Raw genomic sequence first — 17,841 nt, 5'->3', positions numbered from 1 at the left:
CAATGCGCGCCGGACAGCGCGTTCAGGAGAGTATCATGAATGTGCACGCCAGCGCTTTGGCCGAAGCCCATCTTCCCGACGAGCAGACCACTGCCTTCGCCCGCGAGGCCATCGAGGACCTCTCGCAGCAGCCGAAGAAACTGTCGCCGAAATATTTCTACGACGCGACAGGGTCGGAGCTGTTCGAGGCGATCACGCGCCTGCCCGAATATTATCCGACGCGCACGGAGCTATCGATCCTGAAGGAGCGCGGCCGCGAGATCGCGAAGATCATTCCGGAAAATGCCGCGCTGGTGGAGTTCGGCGCCGGCGCGACCACGAAGGTCCGTCTACTGCTGAACCAGTCGAAGTTCGCGGCCTATGTCCCCGTCGATATCTCCGGCGACTTCCTTCAGGCGCAGGCGAATGGCCTGAAGCACGACTTCCCTGCTCTCGGCATCTACCCGGTCGCCGCGGACTTCACCACTGCGTTCGAGCTGCCGAAGGCGGTCGCATCAATGCCCAAGGTCGGCTTCTTCCCCGGCTCGACCATCGGCAATTTCGAGCCCCATGAAGCGCAGGCGTTCCTCAAGAGCGCCCGCCAGATCCTCGGCCGGGCCGCGCAGATGATCGTCGGCGCCGACCTCGAGAAGGAAGAGCGCCTGCTTCACGCCGCCTATAATGACGCGGCCGGCGTCACCGCGCGCTTCAACCTCAATGTCCTGGTGCGGATCAACCGTGAGCTCGGCGGCAATTTCGACCTCTCCGCCTTCACCCACCGCGCGATCTACAATCACGCGCGGCACCGCATCGAGATGCACCTGATCAGCCGCAAGAGCCAGACCGTACGCCTGCTCGGCACCAGCTTCTCGTTCAAGCCGGGCGAGAGCATCCACACCGAGAACAGCTACAAGTACAGCATCGAGCGGTTCGCGGCGCTGGCGCAAGGCGCCGGCTGGCGCGTGCGCGAGAGCTGGACGGACGCGGCGAAGATGTTCTCGGTGCACGCGCTGGAGGCGGCGGAGTAAGGCTATCGGCGCATCAACGCGCCCCGCCCTCTTCCGGCTTCGCTCCCAGTGACAGCGACTCCCACACCGCGACGACAATCATGATCACGCTCGTCGCGACCGTCAGCCAGAGCGGCGACAGATCAGCGGCGAACCACCACAGCGCGAGCAGCAGGATGATGCCGATGCCGTGGGAGAGCTGGAGGAAGCCGCGGATCGCGTGCTTGAACAGGATGGTGCCGACCAGGAACACCAGCGGACCGCCGATCGTGCTCACGATGGTGCGGACGTCCGAGTGTCCTGAGGGGTGCTTGAGCACCAATTCGTCGGAGACGGCGGTCAGAATGATGCCGGCGACGATCGGCATGTGCAGATAGGTGTAGGCGAGCCGCGCCAACCGGCCGGATTCGGCTGATTTCGAGATCCGTTCGGAGCCGGCCTCCGCGCCCTTGTGGAAATAGACCCACCACATCGCAATGCTGCCGACCAATGCTGCGACGAAGGCGAGCATGTTGTCTGCGGTCCAGTCCAGCTCGGCAAAGGTCGCGCCGTTGACGACCACGGCTTCGCCGAGCGCGATGATCACGAAGAGTGAGCAGCGCTCGGCCATGTGGCTGCCCTCGACGGCCCAGGCCTCCACCGACGAGAAGCCCAGCCTCGGTACCCAGAAGCGCACCGCGGGCGAGATGTATTCCCAGGTGACAGCGGCGATCCACAGCCATAACCGCGTCTCGCCGTCCGAAAAGCCGCCAGCGATCCACAACACCGCCGAGATCGAGAGCCAGACGAGGATGCGGATTGCGTTATGCCGGACGGCGATGCGATGGCGCGGCGTCGCGAACATCCAGAACGCGGTCCGGCCGACCTGCATGGCCGCATAGGCGACCGCGAACCACAGGCCCCGCCCTTCGAAGGCGGTCGGGATCGTCGTCGACAGCACGAGGCCGCCCAGCATCATCGAAAACAGCAGGAGGCGGACCGGCGTCAGATCGGGATTCAGCCAATTGGTGACCCAGGCGGTGTAGACCCACACCCACCACACCGCGAGAAACAGCACGGTGACATGCACCGCTCCGAGCGGCGTGAAATGGTGCAGCAGCGTATGCGAGATCTGGGTGACGGCGAAGACGAAGACGAGGTCGAAGAACAGCTCGGCATTGGTGACGCGGCTTGGCTGGTTGGGCACGATCACGCGAAACATCGCGCCGCGCTTATTCTCCGCAGCCATCATCGTCCCCGTCGCACGATCAGATCAGGCGCCGATCAGGTCAGCTGCCCGGTACTCCGGTTTGCAGCGCCAGCGCATGCAGCACGCCACCCATCTGGCCTTGCAGGGACCGGTAGACGATCTGGTGCTGCTGGACGCGGGATTTGCCGCGGAAGGATTCCGAGATCACGGTCGCGGCATAGTGGTCGCCGTCGCCGGCGAGGTCACGGATGGTCACCTCGGCATCGGGGATCGCTGCCTTGATCATCGCCTCGATATCGTGGGCGTCCATGGGCATTCGGGTCTTGCTCCTTCTGTCGGCTTACGGCTTAGGCATCGAATCGCTGCCGGGGTCCCCTCTCCGGCGGGGCCAAACTTAGCGTGAACGGCCTTCTACGTCACGCCTCCAGGCACTATATCCCTGATCCCATCGGGATAAAGGCACGACAAAGTGCCGCGCGCGGCAGATCGATCGAAAAGGCGTGAAATCATGAAGCTTCCAGGGCCGGACCACCCCATCACCATCACCCCGAACCCCCGCCGCGTCCGCATCATGGCGGGCGATATCGTCGTTGCCGAGAGCAGCAGGGCGCTGACGCTGAAAGAGGCCAAATATCCGGCGGTGCAATATCTGCCGCGGGAGGATGCCAACATGGCGCTGCTGGAGCGCACCGAGCGCACCACCCACTGTCCCTACAAGGGGGACGCCAGCTATTACAGCATCAAGGCAGACGGCAAGACGCTCGACAACGCGATCTGGACCTATGAGACGCCGTTCCCCGCGATGACGGAAATAGCAGGCCACCTCGCCTTCTATCCGGACAAGGTGAAGATCGAGGAAGTGGGATAGACTGACGGCGCCGCAAGGCCAGGGCGGCCATCGGGCTGCCTTCCCAGTCGATACAAGGCACAAGATGCCGCGCAAGGCCGCAAGACTGATCGGGGTCTCGTTGCTCGGGCTGGCCGGCGTGGTCGTTATGATCGCCGCTGCCGGATTTGGTTTTCGCGCCTACCGCCAAATTCTTGCCGCCGAAACCCTCGCGATCCGCTCTCCCAACGGCGTGCAGGAGGGCGCATATGTCGACATCGGCGGCGTCAAGCAATGGATTCAAATCCGCGGCGAGGATCGGGATAACCCGGTTCTCCTGTTCGTCCACGGCGGCCCCGGAGGCTTGAGCTGGCCGATCTCATCAGGCTGGCTGCCCTGGGAAAAGCATTTCACCGTCGTGCAATGGGACCAGCGCGGCGCCGGCCGCACCTATGGCGCCGCTGGTGAGGCACTCGCGCCATCAATGACGCTGGAGCGAATGACGCAGGATGGCGTCGAGCTGGCCGAATATTTGCGAGCGCATCTACACAAGGACAAGATCGTCCTGGTCGGGCATTCCTGGGGCTCGTTCCTGGGCATTCACATCGCCAAGCAACGGCCGGATCTGTTTTATGCCTATGTCGGCACGGGACAGGTGGTCGGCAGGGCGACATTCGAGAAGTCGTTCGAGCTCGCGATCACGCATCTGCAAGACTTGGCGCAGTCCGCCGGCAACAGCGAGGCTCTGGCAGAATTGGCGCCGATTGCCGCACGGCCTCTGATGAATCCGCAAAATCGTCTGGTTGCGGACAAATGGAGCAAAGCGCTGGCCCTGCCATCCATCGAGAGCTTCCGGCTGGCGGGCCCCGTCCCACCCCTATTCATGCCGGATTTCTCGCTGCGGGACTGGTATAACTGGCGCAAAGGCATGGCCTTCTCCGCACGATATCTGCGCGGACGCGAGGGCCCCATGTTCAAGCGCGACGTCGCCTCGCTCGGACTCTCGTTTCCGATTCCGATGATCTTCATCGAGGGCGATGCGGACTACAACACGCCGAGCGAGCCAGCCGAACAGCTCTTCAACCAGATCACGGCGCCCCACAAGGAATTCGTCCGGGTGCACGGCGGGGGACACTTCATTCCGTTCGATCGTCCCGATGAATTCCTGGCGGAGCTGATGGCCCACGTCATGCCGTTCGCGCGCGATCGAGGGCCGACGTGACGGCCTCGCTACGCCCTGAAGATCGTGAGCCCCAGGATCAGCAGCACCAGGAAGATCACGACGAACACATAGAACAGGAACCGGGCGACATCGGCGGAGGCGGCCGAGATGCCGGTGAAGCCGAGCACGCCGGCCACGATCGAGATCAGCAGGAAGATCAGCGCCCATTTCAAGATCGTCATCGCCAGCTCCGCATATCGGCGGCCGCAACCGGCGGCCCCTCACCTTTTCGGGGACGCTAACGGCGTTATGGGGAACTGGTTCCTTCAGGCTGACGGATAGTTTTCGCAACGCAAACTGCCCTTGCTGAATCGGGTTCCCGGCGGCACAGTCCGGCCGGATAGACACGCGACCGGGGCGACCATGATTACGATGTCACACTCTGCGACGATCGCCGCAGAGACGCATGCCGAACCGAAGGCCAAGGTACGCAATCTGTCGCTCGACCGCGCCCGCACCTTCCTGACGCTGGTGGTGCTGCTGCATCACGCCGTCATTCCCTACACCCATTTCGGTCACACCGATCCGGCGTCCTGGATCGGCTTCGACATCATCGTGCTCGCCACCGACAGCTTCTTCATGGCGATGTTCTTCTTCCTGTCGGGCCTGTTCACCTGGCCCGGCATCGCGCGCAAGGCGCCGCAGGTCTTCCTACGCGACCGCCTGCTGCGGCTCGGCCTGCCGTTCGCGGTGGCGGCGTTCACCGTGATTCCGCTCGCCTATTACGCGATCGCGTTGCGCGAAGATCCCGAGCTGACCTTCGCGGCGTTCTGGTGGAAGACCGTCACATCAGGACCGTGGCCGAGCGGCCCGATCTGGTTCGTCTGGGTTCTATTGGCGTTCGACCTCACCGCGAGCCTGCTCTACCGGGTCTCGACGCATCTGGTCGATCCAGGCAACCGCATCTCGATCCGGGGATTCAAGCAGCCGGCCGCCTTCTGGCTGATGCTCGCGGTCGTCACCATCATCGCCTATGTGCCCGCACTGGTCTATTTCGGCGCCAACAGGTGGTTCGAGTTCGGTCCGTTCTCGGTGCAGGCGAGCCGCATCCTACTCTACTTCGCCTATTTCTTCATTGGCGTCAGCGTGGGGGCTGCGAATTTCGATCGCGGCATCCTCAGTGCCGATGGGCAGCTGCCGAACAGCCGCTGGCTCTGGGTAATCGTGACGCTGATCCCGTACTGCCTGATGTGGTGCATGATCTACATCAAGCGCGAAATCCTCGATAATCCGGACGTGCTGCCGCACTGGTACCATGTCTTCTACGGCACGTTCTTCGCGCTGTTCTCGGCTTCGATCCTGCTGGCGATCCTCGCCTTCTTCCTGCATTCGAAGACGCCGGGACCGACCCTGCTCGACCGCATGCAGGCCGATGCCTATGGCATGTTTCTGGTGCACTACCCGATCGCGCTGTGGATCCAGCATGCGCTGTTCGACTATGAACTGCCGGCGATCGTGAAGGCCGCAATCGGCTTCGTGCTGACCGTGATGTTGAGCTGGGGCGTGACGGCGGGCCTACGGAAAATTCCGGGCGCCTCGCACGTGTTGTGAGGCCAAGATCTCTCCAATCGTCATTGCAAGCGCAGCGAAGCAATCCGGACTCCCTCGGCGGGACCAGTCTGGATTGCTTCGCTGCGCTCGCAATGACGGAATTTGTAGCCGCAGCTTACGCTGCCTTCCCGCCCATGTAATCCGGCAGCCAGCGCTCGTGCGAGGTCCGCAAGTTGTCGATCGTCACCGGCGCTTCGCCCGCGATCGCAATCGCATCGCCGCCCGTGGTGCCGATCCGCACGCAGGGCACCTCGCAGCCGCGCATCTTGGCGAGCACGCGGCCGGCTTCGGTTTCCGGCACAGTGACGAGGTAGCGCGCCTGATCCTCGCCGAACCAATAGGCCTGTGACACCAGCGCCGTCGGCGCCGCCAGCAGCTTGGCGCCGATGCCGCTCGCCATCGCCATCTCGGCGAGCGCGATCAAAAGGCCGCCGTCGGAGAGATCATGCACCGCGGTCGCGGTGCCCGCATGGATCATGCCGCGCACGCAATCGCCGTTGCGCTTCTCGGCGGCGAGATCGACCGGCGGCGGCGCGCCCTCCTCGCGACCGCAGATGTCGCGCAGGTAAACCGACTGGCCGAGCCAGCCATGGGTCTCGCCGACCAGCAGGATCGCCTCGCCTTCGGCCTTGAACGCTAGCGACGCCGATTTGGTGAAATCGTCCAGCAGGCCGACGCCGCCGATCGAGGGCGTCGGCAGGATCGCGCGGCCGTTGGTCTCGTTGTAGAGCGAGACGTTGCCCGACACGACCGGGAAGTCGAGCGTTCGGCAGGCTTCCGAGATGCCCTTCAGGCAGCCGACGAACTGGCCCATGATCTCGGGCCTTTCAGGGTTGCCGAAATTGAGATTGTCAGTGATCGCGAGCGGCTTGCCGCCGACCGCGGTGATGTTGCGCCAGGCTTCCGCCACGGCCTGCATACCACCTTGATAAGGATCGGCCTCGCAATAGCGCGGCGTAACGTCGACGGTCAGCGCCAGGCCCTTCGGTCCGTCCTGCACGCGCACGACGGCGGCATCGCCACCGGGGCGCTGCATGGTATTGCCGAGAATGACGTGGTCGTACTGCTCCCAGACCCAGCGCTTGCTGCACATGTCGGGCGTGCCTATCAGCTTCTCGAGCGCGGCGCCGAGCGCCATCGGCGCCGGTACCTCGCGCGCATGCACGATCGGCAGTGCGACGGACGGGACGTGCGGACGGTCGTACACCGGCGCCTCGTCGCCGAGCTCCTTGATCGGCAGGTCGGCCATGATGTCGCCGCCGTGCTTGACCACGAAGCGCTTGCTCGGCGTGGTGTAGCCGACCACCGCGAAGTCGAGGCCCCACTTCTTGAAGATCGCCTCGGCTTCCTTTTCCTTCTCGGGCTTGAGCACCATGAGCATGCGCTCCTGGCTTTCCGAGAGCATCATCTCGTAGGCGCTCATGCCGATCTCGCGGGTCGGCACCGCATCGAGATCGAGATCGACGCCGAGGTCGCCCTTGGCGCCCATCTCGACCGCCGAGCAGGTCAGGCCAGCCGCGCCCATGTCCTGGATCGCGATGACGCAGCCCTTCTCCATGATCTCGAGGCAGGCTTCCAGCAGCAGCTTCTCGGCGAAGGGATCGCCGACCTGCACGGTCGGACGCTTCTCCTCGGACTTGTCGTCGAACTCGGCCGAGGCCATCGAGGCGCCGTGGATGCCGTCGCGACCCGTCTTGGAGCCGAGATAGACGATCGGCATGTTCACGCCGGAAGCGGCCGCATAGAAGATCTTGTCGGCGTCGGCGAGGCCCACCGCCATCGCGTTGACGAGGATGTTGCCGTCGTAGCGGGTGTGGAAGCGCACCTGGCCGCCGACCGTCGGCACGCCGAAGGAATTGCCGTAGCCGCCGACACCGGCGACGACGCCGGAGACGAGATGCCGGGTCCTGGCATGCTCGGGGGCGCCGAAGCTCAGCGCGTTGAGGCAGGCGATCGGGCGTGCGCCCATGGTGAAGACGTCGCGCAAGATACCGCCGACGCCGGTGGTCGCGCCCTGATACGGCTCGATGTAACTCGGATGGTTATGGCTCTCCATCTTGAAGACCACCGCCTGGCCGTCGCCGATGTCGATCACGCCGGCGTTCTCGCCCGGGCCCTGGATCACCCAGGGCGCCTTGGTCGGCAGGCCGCGCAGATGGATGCGCGAGGACTTGTACGAGCAGTGCTCGTTCCACATCGCCGAGAAGATGCCGAGCTCGGTGAAGGTCGGCTCCCGCCCGATCAGCTTCAGGATGCGCTCATATTCGTCGGGCTTGAGCCCGTGGGCGGCAACCAACTCGGGGGTGATCTTGGGTTCGTTCTTCATGGCTTCAGGGGCTTTCGGCGGCGGTTTGGCCGTTCTTAGGAACAACGAGGGCTTCCGGAAAGCCCTTTATGGCGCATTTTCCCGCTGTCCCACGTTTTGCGGGCGTGCGGCCCGAGGGAACAGCAATTGCATGGCGTGCACAGATCGGATTTAAGGGCTCAAGACCCGCAATTGAAGGCCTATTTCCTTGCACGAATTGACCAAAACGCCCCCGCCCCGCCGTCCCGATCTCCACATCGCCACCGAGGGTGAATTCCTGGGCTGGCGGACCTGGATCCGCGACAGCTTTGAAGCCCATGTCGGCCCCTTCTGGCACCGGATCGAGGCGGACGGCAACGTCCGCTGCGCCTTCCGGGTCGAGAAGAAGCACCTCAACGGCTCCGGCAACGTCCACGGCGGCTGCTACATGGCGTTCGCCGACTATTCGCTGTTTGCGATCGCCACCCATGTCCTGGACAGCCGGGCGGTGACGACCAATTTTGCCTGCGAATTCCTCGATGCGGCCCGCGAGGGCGAGCTGATCGAATGCACCGGCAAAGTGAGCCGCGCCGGCGGTTCGCTGATCTTCCTGCGCGGGGAGATGATGACCGGAGAGCGGCTGTTGCTGACGTTTTCCGGCACGATCAAGCGGATGAAGCGGAAGTCGCTCCCGCCGCCGAACGCATAATTCGGCGGCCCGGCACGAGTGACCACCCGCGCCAAGGCTCAATGAAGCTTACGCGGCCTTTTCCAGATGTGCGGTAAGGCCCGCGAACAGGCCGCGGCCGTCGGTGCAACCCATGATGTCTTCGACGTGGTTTTCCGGGTGCGGCATCATGCCGAGCACGTTGCCCCTGTCGTTGACGATGCCGGCGATGGAATGCGCCGCGCCGTTGATGTTGCTGGCATCGTCGACGACGCCATCGGCCGAGCAGTAGCGATAGAGCACCCGCCCCTCGCCTTCGAGCCGCTTGATGGTCTCTTCATCCGCTTCGTAATTGCCTTCGCCATGCGCGACAGGCACGCGGATCACCTGGCCGGCATTGTAGCCGCGCGTGAACGGCGAGTCGGAGCGCTCGACGCGCAGATGCACATCCTTGCAGATGAATTTCAGCCGCGCATTGCGCATCAGGACGCCCGGCAAGAGGCCGGACTCGCAGAGGATCTGGAAACCGTTGCAGACGCCGAGCACGAGGCCGCCCTTGGCCGCATAGTCGCGCACCGCATCCATCACGGGCGCCCGCGCCGCAATCGCACCACAGCGCAAATAATCGCCGTAGGAGAAGCCGCCGGGCACGACCACGAGGTCGGTGCCGACGGGCAGCGTCGGTTCGGCATGCCAGACCATCGCCGGCTCGTGGCCCGAGATCAGCTTCAGCGCCCGCGCCATGTCGCGCTCGCGGTTGATTCCGGGAAAGACGAGGACGGCGGCTTTCATGATTCGGGTTCCGACAATGGCTGGAATCGGGCTGGCCCGCGGGCCAATTCATCAGGAGACATAGCCATTTGACGGGGATTTTACCAGTGCTAGCCTTGCCCGATGGCCTTGTACACAGGCCATAGCCAAGGCCTGTGCCCAACGATCTTGCTCGGGGATGGAAGCCATGAATGTCCCGTCGCGGCCCATATCTCCTGCCGAACCGGTGTCCACCGAGGGCGTCGTCGCTGCAGGCGCCTATGTCGACGGCCGGCGCGTCGCGAACATCGCCATCAGCGAAGCCTCGAGCTGGCGGGCCAAGCCCGGCCATGTGGTGTGGATCGGCCTGCACGAGCCGGATACCGCGCTGCTCGGCGCAGTGCAGAAGCAGTTCGACCTCCACGACCTCGCCATCGAGGACGCCGACCACGCCCATCAGCGGCCGAAGATCGAGCAATACGGCGAGGCCCTGTTCATCGTGGCGCGCACGGCGCAGCTGATCGAGGGCCGGATTACCTTCGGCGAGACGCACATCTTCGTCGGCGAAGGCTATCTCGTCACCGTCCGCCACGGCGCCTCGACCTCCTACACCGCGGTCCGCGAGCGCTGCGAAAGTTGCCCGCGGGCGCTCGCCCGCGGCGAGGACTACATCCTCTATGCGATCCTCGACTTCATTGTCGACAACTACTCTCCCGTGCTCGAGAGCATTCACGACGAAGTGGAAGGCATCGAGGACGACGTGCTCTCGAAGCCGATCAGCAAGGCGCAGATCGAGCGATTGTACATGCTGCGCCGCGACCTCCTGCGGCTGCGCAACGCGATCGGACCGCTGGTTGAGGTCTGCCGCCGGTTGGAGCACGACGAGCTGTCGATGGTGCGGAAGTCCATGCAGCCGCTGTTCCGCGACGTCACCGATCACGTCCGCAACGTCCAGGAGCGGATCGATTCCATGCGCGAGGTGTTGGCCTTCGCCTTCGAGGCGAGCCTCTTGGTGGGCCAGGCGCAGGAGACGGCGGTGTCGAAGAAGCTCGCCTCGTGGCTTGCGATCCTGGCCGTGCCAACCGCCTTTGCCGGCATCTACGGCATGAACTTCAAGAACATGCCGGAGCTGCAATGGGAGTACGGCTACTACACCCTGCTCGGCGTGATGGCGATCTCGTGCGCCGCGCTCTATTGGCGCTTCCGCCGCGCCGGCTGGTTGTGAGCGCCCGTCCGGTTTTATCGGACAGGCGCCTCGTTGAGCTCGAGCCTGCGCTCGATGCGCTCGAGCCGGCCTTCATGCCTCACCAAGGTGGCATGAACTGCTGCGATCTCCTGAAAGACACTCGAGACGTCTTGGCGAGCAGCATTCGGGGACGTCCGCAACGCCAGAATTTCCTGCTTCATTTCATCGATTTTACCATCGACCTGCGCGAGCCGCGCCTGGACCGATTTCAAAACCTCGAACGTCAGCTCTGGCGTCACTTCGGACATTCCGCCCGCCTTTATGCTTTCATCTCGATTGCATAATTCTCGATCACGGTATTCGCCAGCAGCCTGTCCGCTGCGTCCTTCAGCGCGGCTTCGGCCTTGGCCCTGTCGGAGCCTGCGAGCTCGATGTCGAACACCTTGCCCTGGCGCACGCTGGCGACGCCGTCGACGCCGAGCGACTTCAGCGCGCCTTCGATGGCCTTGCCCTGCGGATCGAGGATGCCGGTCTTCAAGGTAACGGTGACACGTGCCTTCACGTCATTTTCCTCTTCAGCTCTTCACCAGCACGGGACCCGTGCCCTGCGGACGCTCGTTCTCCATGAGGATGCCGAGGCGCTTTGCAACTTCCGTATAAGCCTCAAGCAGGCCGCCGAGGTCACGACGGAAACGGTCCTTGTCGAGCTTCTCGTTCGATTTGATGTCCCACAGACGGCAGCTGTCCGGCGAGATCTCGTCGGCGACGATGATACGCATCATCTCGTTCTCGAACAGCCGGCCGCACTCCATCTTGAAGTCGACAAGGCGGATGCCGATGCCGAGGAAGAGGCCGGTGAGGAAATCGTTGACGCGGATGGCGAGCGCCATGATGTCGTCGATCTCCTGGGGCGTGGCCCAGCCGAACGCGGTGATGTGCTCTTCCGACACCATGGGGTCGTTGAGCTGGTCGTTCTTGTAATAGAATTCGATGATCGAACGGGGCAGCTGGGTGCCCTCCTCGATGCCGAGGCGCTGCGACAGCGAGCCGGCGGCAACGTTCCGCACCACCACCTCGAGCGGCACGATCTCGACCTCGCGAATCAACTGCTCGCGCATGTTCAGGCGGCGGATGAAATGGGTCGGCACCCCGATATCGTTGAGGTGCTGAAACAGGTACTCCGAGATCCGGTTGTTGAGGACACCCTTGCCCTCGATCACCTGATGCTTTTTCGCATTGAATGCGGTGGCGTCGTCCTTGAAGTGCTGGATCAGGGTACCGGGCTCGGGACCTTCATACAGAACCTTTGCCTTGCCTTCGTAAATGCGACGCCGACGGCTCATTGGGATGTACCGTGTTTTGTTGAAATCCATGTATTTGGTGTGCTCCGGTTACCAGGTTACGACCCACAGCGGAGCTGCCGTGAACGGTTTGGAACCGATCCGAACCCAAGGAAAACCTGACGGAAAACCTGAGGAAACAGAACGGGAACCAAGCCTTTAGGCAACCTATCCGATTGGCTGTCCCAGCACAATCGATCCGGCCCATCCGACGCTGACTTATACCGCCTTGCCTGCGGCTTTTCGGCTCGTTGTTTCGCCGATAGTGCCCTCTATGTAGGCATGGGCGGGAGCCCTCGCAACGAGGGCCGCCGGGTCCGTTCAGCCGAAGGAATTGGAAGACGCATGAGCGAATTCGACAAGCGCGAAGAAGGCTTTGAGAAGAAGTTCGCCCTCGACGAGGAGCAGAAATTCAGGGCAGAAGCCCGCCGCAACCGGCTGCTGGGGCTATGGGCGGCCGAAAAGCTCGGAATCTCGGGCGAAGCCGCCTCGGCCTATGCCAAGGAGGTGATCGCGGCCGATTTCGAGGAAGCCGGCGACGGCGACGTCCTGCGCAAAATCATGGCCGATTTCGCCGCCAAAAATATCACCCTCACCGAGCAGGCGATTCGCGCCAAGATGAGCGAGTTGATCGCGGTCGCAGCCGCCGAGGTGAAGACCGGAAAGTAAGCTTAACAGCGGCGGCGGACGGCGATGGAAGCCCGGCCGCCGCTCCTCCTCCCGGACTTGCAGCCGGCCCCCAGCGGTGCCAAATGGGCGGCATGTCACAGGATCACATTTCCAACGTCCTCGCCCAACGCTATGCCTCGCCTGCCATGCGCGCCATCTGGAGCGGCGAGGGCAAGGTTCGCCTCGAACGCGACTACTGGATCGCCGTGCTGAAAGGCCAGCGCGACCTCGGCATCCCGGTGCCCGATGGCGTAATCGAAGCTTACGAGCGCGTGAAGGACCAGGTCGATCTCGACTCCATCATGCGGCGCGAGCGCATCACGCGCCACGACGTCAAAGCCAGGATCGAGGAGTTCTGCGACTTGGCCGGTCATGAGCACCTGCACAAGGGCATGACCAGCCGCGACCTCACCGAGAACGTGGAGCAGCTCCAGGTCTATCGCGGGCTGCAGCTGATCGAGACCAAGAGCATCGCCGCCCTGATTCGCTTTGCCAGGCACGCCAAGCAGTTTCGCGACATGCCGTTCACCGCGCGCACGCACAACGTCGCCGCGCAGGTAACGACGCTCGGCAAGCGCATCGCCATGTTCGGCGAGGAGATGCTGGTGTCGCATCAGAGCTTGGTCAATGTGCTCGAAACCTATCCCGCGCGCGGCTTGAAGGGCGCGGTCGGCACCAGGCTCGACCAGATCACGCTGTTCAACGGCGATGCCGGCAAGGCGCGCGCGCTCGAAAAGCAGATTCTCAAGCACCTCGGCCTGCCCAGGAGCTTCGATTCGGTCGGCCAGGTCTATCCGCGCAGCCTCGACTTCCGCGCCGTCAGCGTGCTCACCGAGCTCGCCAGCGGTCCCGGCAATTTCGCCAAGACGCTGCGCCTCATGGCGGGCCATGAGCTCGCCAGCGAAGGCTTTGCCAAGGGCCAGGTCGGCTCGTCCGCGATGCCGCACAAGATGAACAGCCGCTCCTGCGAGCGCATCAACGGCCTGCATGTCGTGCTGAAGGGCTATCTCGCCATGGCGGCGGGCCTTGCCGGCGATCAGTGGAACGAGGGCGACGTCTCCTGCTCGGTCGTCCGCCGGGTCATGCTGCCCGACGCCTTCCTCGCCATGGACGGCCTGCTCGAGACCCTGCTCTCCGTGCTCGACCAGATGGAAATATTCGACGCCGTCGTCGCAACCGAGCTCAACCGCTATCTGCCCTTCCTGCTGACCACCACGGTGATGATGGAAGCCGTGAAGAAAGGCGCAGGCCGTGAAGGCGCGCACGAGGCGATCAAGGAGCACGCGGTCGCGGCCATCCGCGATCTGCGCACCGGCAAGATCGTGCAGAACGATCTCTTGAAGCGTCTCGCCGCCGATCAGCGTCTCGGCCTCAGCGAAGCCGAGCTCGCCCAAGTGCTCGAGCACGGCCGCGCCAATTCCGGCGACGCCGGCGCCCAGGTCGACTACTTTGCCGAGCAGGTGGACGCACTGGCGAAGGCGAAGCCCGAGGCGGCCAAGTACACGCCCGGCGCGATCCTCTGACAGGTTTCACCGTCATTGCGAGGAGCCCGCGACAAGATTGCGAAGCAATTTTTGCGCTGGCGACAAAGCAATCCAGACTGCCGCCGTGGAAATATTCTGGATTGCTTCGCTTCGCTCGCAATGACGGAAGGTCTCAGCCTTCCTTAAATCCATACTCCGGCACATTGCCGCTGGCGCCGTAATATTTGTACGGCAGGAATTTGCCCGACATGGTGATCTTGACGCGATCGCCCTTCGGGTTCGGCAGACGTTCCATCACCATGTCGAAGTCGATCGCCGACATGATGCCGTCGCCATATTCCTCCTCGATCAACGCCTTCCACGCCGGGCCGTTGACCATGACCAGTTCGTAGAAGCGATAGATCAGGGGATCGGTCGGCGGCATCGGCATGCCGCGCATCGGGGTCTCGTTCAGCATCGCAACTTCGGCCTTCGACAGGCCGAACAATTCGCCGGCATTCGCCGCCTGCGGCTTGGTCAACTTCATCTGGCCGAGGATCGCGCCTGTGATCAGCACCTCGGAATAACCGCCGATCTTTTCGCAGATGTATTTCCAGCTCCAGCCCTTCTCGCGCTTGATATCGAGCAGCTTCTCGGTGAGGTCTTCGCGTTTCATGTTGGCGTCTCCTTGTCAGGCACTCAATCCGGGATTGGTCCCGGATATCCAGGTCGGTCGCGGCTCTTCGCCGCTCGATGCGATCGCAAGGCCGGGCTTGCCGATGTGAACGATCGGCACGTTGCGGGGATCGTGATGCGGCGTCTCGGCGGCAAAGGTCTTGCTGCGAGTCACCAGGAAATCGACGATGTGGTTGCGCAGCGCATAGTACAGCGGATGGCGGTGCAGATCGGTGCGGCCGCGATCCCTCGGCAGGGGATTTTCGACGATCTCGGCTAGCACGGCGCCGGGGCCGTTGGTCATCAGGAAAATCTTGTCCGCGAGGTAAATCGCCTCGTCCACGTCGTGGGTGATCATGAACGCGGTCTGCCCGGTCTCGAGACAGATCCGCCGCACCTCGTCCTGGAGCGTGCCGCGCGTCAGCGCATCCAGCGCCGAGAACGGCTCGTCCATCAGCATCATCTTCGGCGCGATCGACAGCGCCCGCGCAATGCCGACCCGTTGTTTCATGCCGCCGGACAGCTCCGACGGCCGCTTGTGTTCGGAGCCGGTGAGGCCAACGAGATCGATGAAGCTTTGCGCATGCGCCCTCACCTTGGCACGATCCCAGCTCCGCCATTTCGAGCTGACCGCATAGCTCACATTGCCGAGCACGGTGCGCCAGGGCAGCAGCGCATGGCTCTGGAAGATCACGGCACGGTCGAGGCTGGTACCCGAAATCGCCCGGCCATCGACGATGACGGCGCCTTCGCTCGGCTCATCGAGGCCGGCGAGGATGTTGAGCACCGTGGTCTTGCCGCAGCCGGAATGGCCGATCACACAGGCGAACTCGCCGCGCGCCATCGACAGCCAGAGATTCTCGAAGATTGTCGTCGTACCGCCCGCGCCGGAATAGCGCTTTGCGATACCTTCGATCGACACGAACTTGCCGGTCATCGCGCCCTACTCCGGAAACGTGACCATGCGCGTGAAGCGCGCGAGGATCTGGTCGAGCAGCATGCCGACGATGCCGATCAGCAGGATCGCGATGATCACGTTGGTGATCGAAAGGTTGTTCCACTCGTTCCAGACGAAGTAGCCGATACCGGTGCCGCCGACGAGCATCTCGGCGGCGACGATCACGAGCCAGGCGATGCCGATCGAGATCCGCATGCCGGTCAAGATCGTCGGCGCCGCCGCTGGCAGGATCACGGTGAAGGCGCGCCTGAAGGTGCCGACCTCCAGCGTCCGCGCCACGTTGATCCATTCCTTGCGAACGCTGGCGACACCAAAGACGGTGTTGAGCAGCATCGGCCAGATCGAGCAGATGAAGATGACGAAGATCGCGGAGATCGAGGAATCCTTGATGGTGTAGAGCGCGAGCGGCATCCAGGCCAGCGGCGAGATCGGCTTGAGCACCTGGATGAAGGGATCGAGCGCTTTGCTGAGCAGCGGCGACATGCCGATCAGAAAACCGAGCGGGATCGCGACCAGCACCGCCAGCAGATAGCCGGTGCCGACTCGGGCGATCGAATAGGCAAGCTGGATGCCGAGCCCCTTGTCGTTCGGCCCGTTGTCGTAGAACGGCTTCCTCAAATGCTCCCACAGCTTGGCACCGACATCGAGCGGGCCGGGCATGGCGGATTTGCCCTGCGTCGCGGTCAGGCCCATCAGCTTGGCATATTCCGGGCTCATCGTGGCCACGGGCCCTGCCGAGCGCGTCGCAAGATGCCAGATGCCGAGAAAGGCAGCGAGCAGCGCGATCGAGACGAGGCCGGCCCGGAGGCGAAAGGAGGAGTTCATTGCCTCAGGACGCCTTCCTGATCTTGAAGCTCGCGACGTAATCCTCCGGCTTGGCCGGATCGAAGGTCTTACCCATCACCGCGAACGATTTGTAGGCGCTCGCAGGCGGCGACAGGCCCATCTCGGTCATCAGCTTCTTGGTGTCGGTCGCCAAATAGACTTGCTCGGCGACCGCCTTGTAATCGACATCGCCCTTGATCTGGCCCCAGCGCTTCATCTGCGTCAGCATCCAGACCGCAAAAGACTGCCAGGGGAACGGATCGAAATCGACGCGCTTGGCGTCGGTCTTCACGCCGCCGAGACCATCGGCATAGGTGCCGGTCAGTACCTGCTCGAGCACCGTCACCGGCGCGTTGATGTAATTGGCGGGCGCGATCGCTTCCGCGATCTGCTTGCGGTTCTCCGCCTTCGAGGCATAGGCGGTGGCATCGACGATGGAGCGAGTCAGCGCGGCAAAGCTGTTCGGCGCCGTGGTGATGAACTCGCGGCTCGCGGCAAAGCTGCAGCAGGGATGACCGTCCCAGATCTCCTTCGAAAGCAGATGCATGAAGCCGGCGCCGTCATAGATCGCACGCTGGCAGATGTTGTCGGGGGCGAGGAAGCCGTCGATGTTGTCGGCGCGGAGGTTCGCCACCATTTCCGGCGGCGGCACAGATCGCAGCTGCACGTCGGTGTCAGGATCGAGACCGGCTTCCGCGAGATAATAGCGTAAGAGGTAATTGTGCATGGAATAGTCGAAGGGGATCGCGAACTTCAACCCCTTCCAGTCCTTGGGATCGCGCTTATCCTTGTGCTTGGTCGCCAGCACGATGCCCTGTCCGTTGATGTTCTCGATCGCGGGCACTGCGAACGGAATGGCGTTGGCCCCGAGGCCAAGCGAGATCGCGATCGGCATCGGCGCCAGCATGTGCGCGGCGTCGTATTCCTTGTTGATGGTCTTGTCGCGGATCACGGCCCAACCGGCGGTCTTGACCACGTCGACATTGAGGCCGTGCTTGGCATAGAAGCCCAGCGGCGCCGCCATGATGATCGGCGTCGCGCAGGTGATCGGGATGAAGCCGACCTTGAGATCCTTCTTTTCCGGCGCACCGGTATCGGCGAACAGGTCGGTCGCCGTCTTGAGCGGGAAGAATTGCGAGAGCGCCGCAAGCGCGGTCGACGCGCCCACCGATTTCAGAAACGCGCGCCGCGCGGCGTCCTGCGGAAACATCGCGCGCATCACCGCGGAGGCAACCTGTCTCTTATACACA

The 17,841-nt window shown here is 63.4% G+C and carries 20 protein-coding genes; 8 read left to right on the top strand and 12 right to left on the bottom strand.

The genetic code is table 11. The features are described from left to right. Nucleotides 1-35 precede the first annotated feature (35 nt). Nucleotides 36-1,007 (top strand): L-histidine N(alpha)-methyltransferase, encoded by a 972-nt coding sequence (gene egtD, locus IF809_RS19655; protein ID WP_462838244.1) that lies wholly within the window; start codon nucleotides 36-38, stop codon nucleotides 1,005-1,007. 13 nt (nucleotides 1,008-1,020) lie between these two features. On the opposite strand, the gene IF809_RS19650 is transcribed toward egtD, so the two are convergent. After that, nucleotides 1,021-2,214: a low temperature requirement protein A gene (locus tag IF809_RS19650; protein WP_462838243.1), complete on the bottom strand. Its 1,194-nt coding sequence runs from the start codon at nucleotides 2,212-2,214 to the stop codon at nucleotides 1,021-1,023. A gap of 40 nt (nucleotides 2,215-2,254) precedes the next feature. Then, nucleotides 2,255-2,491, bottom strand: a complete 237-nt coding sequence (locus tag IF809_RS19645) for a BolA family protein (protein WP_092293730.1) — start codon at nucleotides 2,489-2,491, stop codon at nucleotides 2,255-2,257. 192 nt (nucleotides 2,492-2,683) lie between these two features. Here IF809_RS19645 and IF809_RS19640 point away from each other — a divergent pair, with 192 nt between their 5' ends. After that, nucleotides 2,684-3,043: a DUF427 domain-containing protein gene (locus IF809_RS19640; RefSeq protein WP_462838242.1), complete on the top strand. Its 360-nt coding sequence runs from the start codon at nucleotides 2,684-2,686 to the stop codon at nucleotides 3,041-3,043. 64 nt (nucleotides 3,044-3,107) lie between these two features. Next, nucleotides 3,108-4,223 (top strand): alpha/beta fold hydrolase, encoded by a 1,116-nt coding sequence (locus IF809_RS19635; protein WP_462838241.1) that lies wholly within the window; start codon nucleotides 3,108-3,110, stop codon nucleotides 4,221-4,223. 8 nt (nucleotides 4,224-4,231) lie between these two features. On the opposite strand, the gene IF809_RS19630 is transcribed toward IF809_RS19635, so the two are convergent. Beyond that, the gene (locus IF809_RS19630) at nucleotides 4,232-4,405 is read right to left on the bottom strand and encodes a DUF1328 domain-containing protein (RefSeq protein ID WP_092228199.1); all 174 of its coding nucleotides are present in this window, start codon (nucleotides 4,403-4,405) and stop codon (nucleotides 4,232-4,234) included. A gap of 181 nt (nucleotides 4,406-4,586) precedes the next feature. Between IF809_RS19630 and IF809_RS19625 the strand changes: the two genes are divergently transcribed. Beyond that, nucleotides 4,587-5,774 (top strand): acyltransferase family protein, encoded by a 1,188-nt coding sequence (locus IF809_RS19625; protein ID WP_462838240.1) that lies wholly within the window; start codon nucleotides 4,587-4,589, stop codon nucleotides 5,772-5,774. Between the two features lie 115 nt (nucleotides 5,775-5,889). Here the strand turns inward: IF809_RS19625 and purL are convergent, their stop codons facing one another. Beyond that, entirely contained in the window at nucleotides 5,890-8,100 is a 2,211-nt protein-coding gene (gene purL, locus IF809_RS19620; RefSeq protein ID WP_462838239.1) for a phosphoribosylformylglycinamidine synthase subunit PurL, read from the bottom strand. A gap of 187 nt (nucleotides 8,101-8,287) precedes the next feature. On the opposite strand from purL, the gene IF809_RS19615 reads away from it, so the two are divergent. Then, the gene (locus IF809_RS19615; RefSeq protein ID WP_462838238.1) at nucleotides 8,288-8,767 is read left to right on the top strand and encodes a PaaI family thioesterase; all 480 of its coding nucleotides are present in this window, start codon (nucleotides 8,288-8,290) and stop codon (nucleotides 8,765-8,767) included. 48 nt (nucleotides 8,768-8,815) lie between these two features. Here IF809_RS19615 and purQ read toward each other — a convergent pair whose 3' ends face one another. Beyond that, on the bottom strand, nucleotides 8,816-9,517 hold the full coding sequence (gene purQ, locus IF809_RS19610; RefSeq protein ID WP_453983125.1) for a phosphoribosylformylglycinamidine synthase subunit PurQ: 702 nt from the start codon (nucleotides 9,515-9,517) through the stop codon (nucleotides 8,816-8,818). Nucleotides 9,518-9,683: 166 nt separating this feature from the next. Between purQ and corA the strand changes: the two genes are divergently transcribed. Continuing rightward, complete coding sequence (gene corA, locus IF809_RS19605) at nucleotides 9,684-10,700, top strand: magnesium/cobalt transporter CorA (protein WP_453983124.1); 1,017 nt, start codon at nucleotides 9,684-9,686, stop codon at nucleotides 10,698-10,700. Nucleotides 10,701-10,714: 14 nt separating this feature from the next. Here corA and IF809_RS19600 read toward each other — a convergent pair whose 3' ends face one another. From IF809_RS19600 to purC, 3 genes are read right to left on the bottom strand one after another with little or no spacing between them, the layout of a single operon-like run. After that, nucleotides 10,715-10,969, bottom strand: a complete 255-nt coding sequence (locus tag IF809_RS19600) for a hypothetical protein (protein ID WP_462838237.1) — start codon at nucleotides 10,967-10,969, stop codon at nucleotides 10,715-10,717. Nucleotides 10,970-10,980: 11 nt separating this feature from the next. Further along, nucleotides 10,981-11,223, bottom strand: coding sequence for a phosphoribosylformylglycinamidine synthase subunit PurS (gene purS / locus IF809_RS19595; protein WP_453983122.1), 243 nt, complete (start codon nucleotides 11,221-11,223; stop codon nucleotides 10,981-10,983). A gap of 13 nt (nucleotides 11,224-11,236) precedes the next feature. Next, complete coding sequence (gene purC / locus IF809_RS19590; RefSeq protein ID WP_172782948.1) at nucleotides 11,237-12,004, bottom strand: phosphoribosylaminoimidazolesuccinocarboxamide synthase; 768 nt, start codon at nucleotides 12,002-12,004, stop codon at nucleotides 11,237-11,239. Between the two features lie 342 nt (nucleotides 12,005-12,346). On the opposite strand from purC, the gene IF809_RS19585 reads away from it, so the two are divergent. Both IF809_RS19585 and purB read left to right on the top strand, forming a co-directional pair. Further along, nucleotides 12,347-12,670, top strand: a complete 324-nt coding sequence (locus IF809_RS19585; protein WP_453983121.1) for a DUF1476 domain-containing protein — start codon at nucleotides 12,347-12,349, stop codon at nucleotides 12,668-12,670. A gap of 92 nt (nucleotides 12,671-12,762) precedes the next feature. After that, nucleotides 12,763-14,193 (top strand): adenylosuccinate lyase, encoded by a 1,431-nt coding sequence (purB, locus tag IF809_RS19580; protein WP_462838236.1) that lies wholly within the window; start codon nucleotides 12,763-12,765, stop codon nucleotides 14,191-14,193. Nucleotides 14,194-14,326: 133 nt separating this feature from the next. On the opposite strand, the gene cynS is transcribed toward purB, so the two are convergent. From cynS to IF809_RS19560, 4 genes are all read right to left on the bottom strand, one after another. Continuing rightward, nucleotides 14,327-14,809, bottom strand: coding sequence for a cyanase (cynS, locus tag IF809_RS19575; RefSeq protein ID WP_128965502.1), 483 nt, complete (start codon nucleotides 14,807-14,809; stop codon nucleotides 14,327-14,329). Nucleotides 14,810-14,824: 15 nt separating this feature from the next. Further along, a complete protein-coding gene (locus tag IF809_RS19570; RefSeq protein ID WP_462838235.1) occupies nucleotides 14,825-15,745 on the bottom strand; it encodes an ABC transporter ATP-binding protein in 921 nt (306 codons plus the stop codon). Between the two features lie 6 nt (nucleotides 15,746-15,751). After that, nucleotides 15,752-16,591, bottom strand: a complete 840-nt coding sequence (ntrB, locus tag IF809_RS19565) for a nitrate ABC transporter permease (RefSeq protein WP_462838234.1) — start codon at nucleotides 16,589-16,591, stop codon at nucleotides 15,752-15,754. A gap of 4 nt (nucleotides 16,592-16,595) precedes the next feature. Next, nucleotides 16,596-17,841, bottom strand: a 1,246-nt coding sequence (locus IF809_RS19560; RefSeq protein WP_462838233.1) for a CmpA/NrtA family ABC transporter substrate-binding protein, incomplete at its 5' end; no start/stop codon positions are given.

The sequence above is a fragment of the Bradyrhizobium sp. UFLA06-24 genome (assembly GCF_054967145.1).
Note: the sequence above shows the minus strand (reverse complement) of the source record. Positions and strands in the feature narration are given on the sequence as shown.

Excerpts from the sequence above, each read along its gene's own strand:
- purL (WP_462838239.1), bottom strand. The coding sequence starts at position 8,100 with ATGAAGAACGAACCCAAGATCACCCCCGAGTTGGTTGCCGCCCACGGG.
- IF809_RS19600 (WP_462838237.1), bottom strand. The coding sequence starts at position 10,969 with ATGTCCGAAGTGACGCCAGAGCTGACGTTCGAGGTTTTGAAATCGGTC.
- IF809_RS19630 (WP_092228199.1), bottom strand. The coding sequence starts at position 4,405 with ATGACGATCTTGAAATGGGCGCTGATCTTCCTGCTGATCTCGATCGTG.
- purQ (WP_453983125.1), bottom strand. The coding sequence starts at position 9,517 with ATGAAAGCCGCCGTCCTCGTCTTTCCCGGAATCAACCGCGAGCGCGAC.
- corA (WP_453983124.1), top strand. The coding sequence starts at position 9,684 with ATGAATGTCCCGTCGCGGCCCATATCTCCTGCCGAACCGGTGTCCACC.
- cynS (WP_128965502.1), bottom strand. The coding sequence starts at position 14,809 with ATGAAACGCGAAGACCTCACCGAGAAGCTGCTCGATATCAAGCGCGAG.
- purC (WP_172782948.1), bottom strand. The coding sequence starts at position 12,004 with ATGAGCCGTCGGCGTCGCATTTACGAAGGCAAGGCAAAGGTTCTGTAT.
- IF809_RS19625 (WP_462838240.1), top strand. The coding sequence starts at position 4,587 with ATGATTACGATGTCACACTCTGCGACGATCGCCGCAGAGACGCATGCC.
- IF809_RS19640 (WP_462838242.1), top strand. The coding sequence starts at position 2,684 with ATGAAGCTTCCAGGGCCGGACCACCCCATCACCATCACCCCGAACCCC.
- egtD (WP_462838244.1), top strand. The coding sequence starts at position 36 with ATGAATGTGCACGCCAGCGCTTTGGCCGAAGCCCATCTTCCCGACGAG.
- IF809_RS19650 (WP_462838243.1), bottom strand. The coding sequence starts at position 2,214 with ATGGCTGCGGAGAATAAGCGCGGCGCGATGTTTCGCGTGATCGTGCCC.
- IF809_RS19570 (WP_462838235.1), bottom strand. The coding sequence starts at position 15,745 with ATGACCGGCAAGTTCGTGTCGATCGAAGGTATCGCAAAGCGCTATTCC.
- IF809_RS19585 (WP_453983121.1), top strand. The coding sequence starts at position 12,347 with ATGAGCGAATTCGACAAGCGCGAAGAAGGCTTTGAGAAGAAGTTCGCC.
- IF809_RS19645 (WP_092293730.1), bottom strand. The coding sequence starts at position 2,491 with ATGCCCATGGACGCCCACGATATCGAGGCGATGATCAAGGCAGCGATC.
- ntrB (WP_462838234.1), bottom strand. The coding sequence starts at position 16,591 with ATGAACTCCTCCTTTCGCCTCCGGGCCGGCCTCGTCTCGATCGCGCTG.
- purB (WP_462838236.1), top strand. The coding sequence starts at position 12,763 with ATGTCACAGGATCACATTTCCAACGTCCTCGCCCAACGCTATGCCTCG.
- IF809_RS19635 (WP_462838241.1), top strand. The coding sequence starts at position 3,108 with ATGCCGCGCAAGGCCGCAAGACTGATCGGGGTCTCGTTGCTCGGGCTG.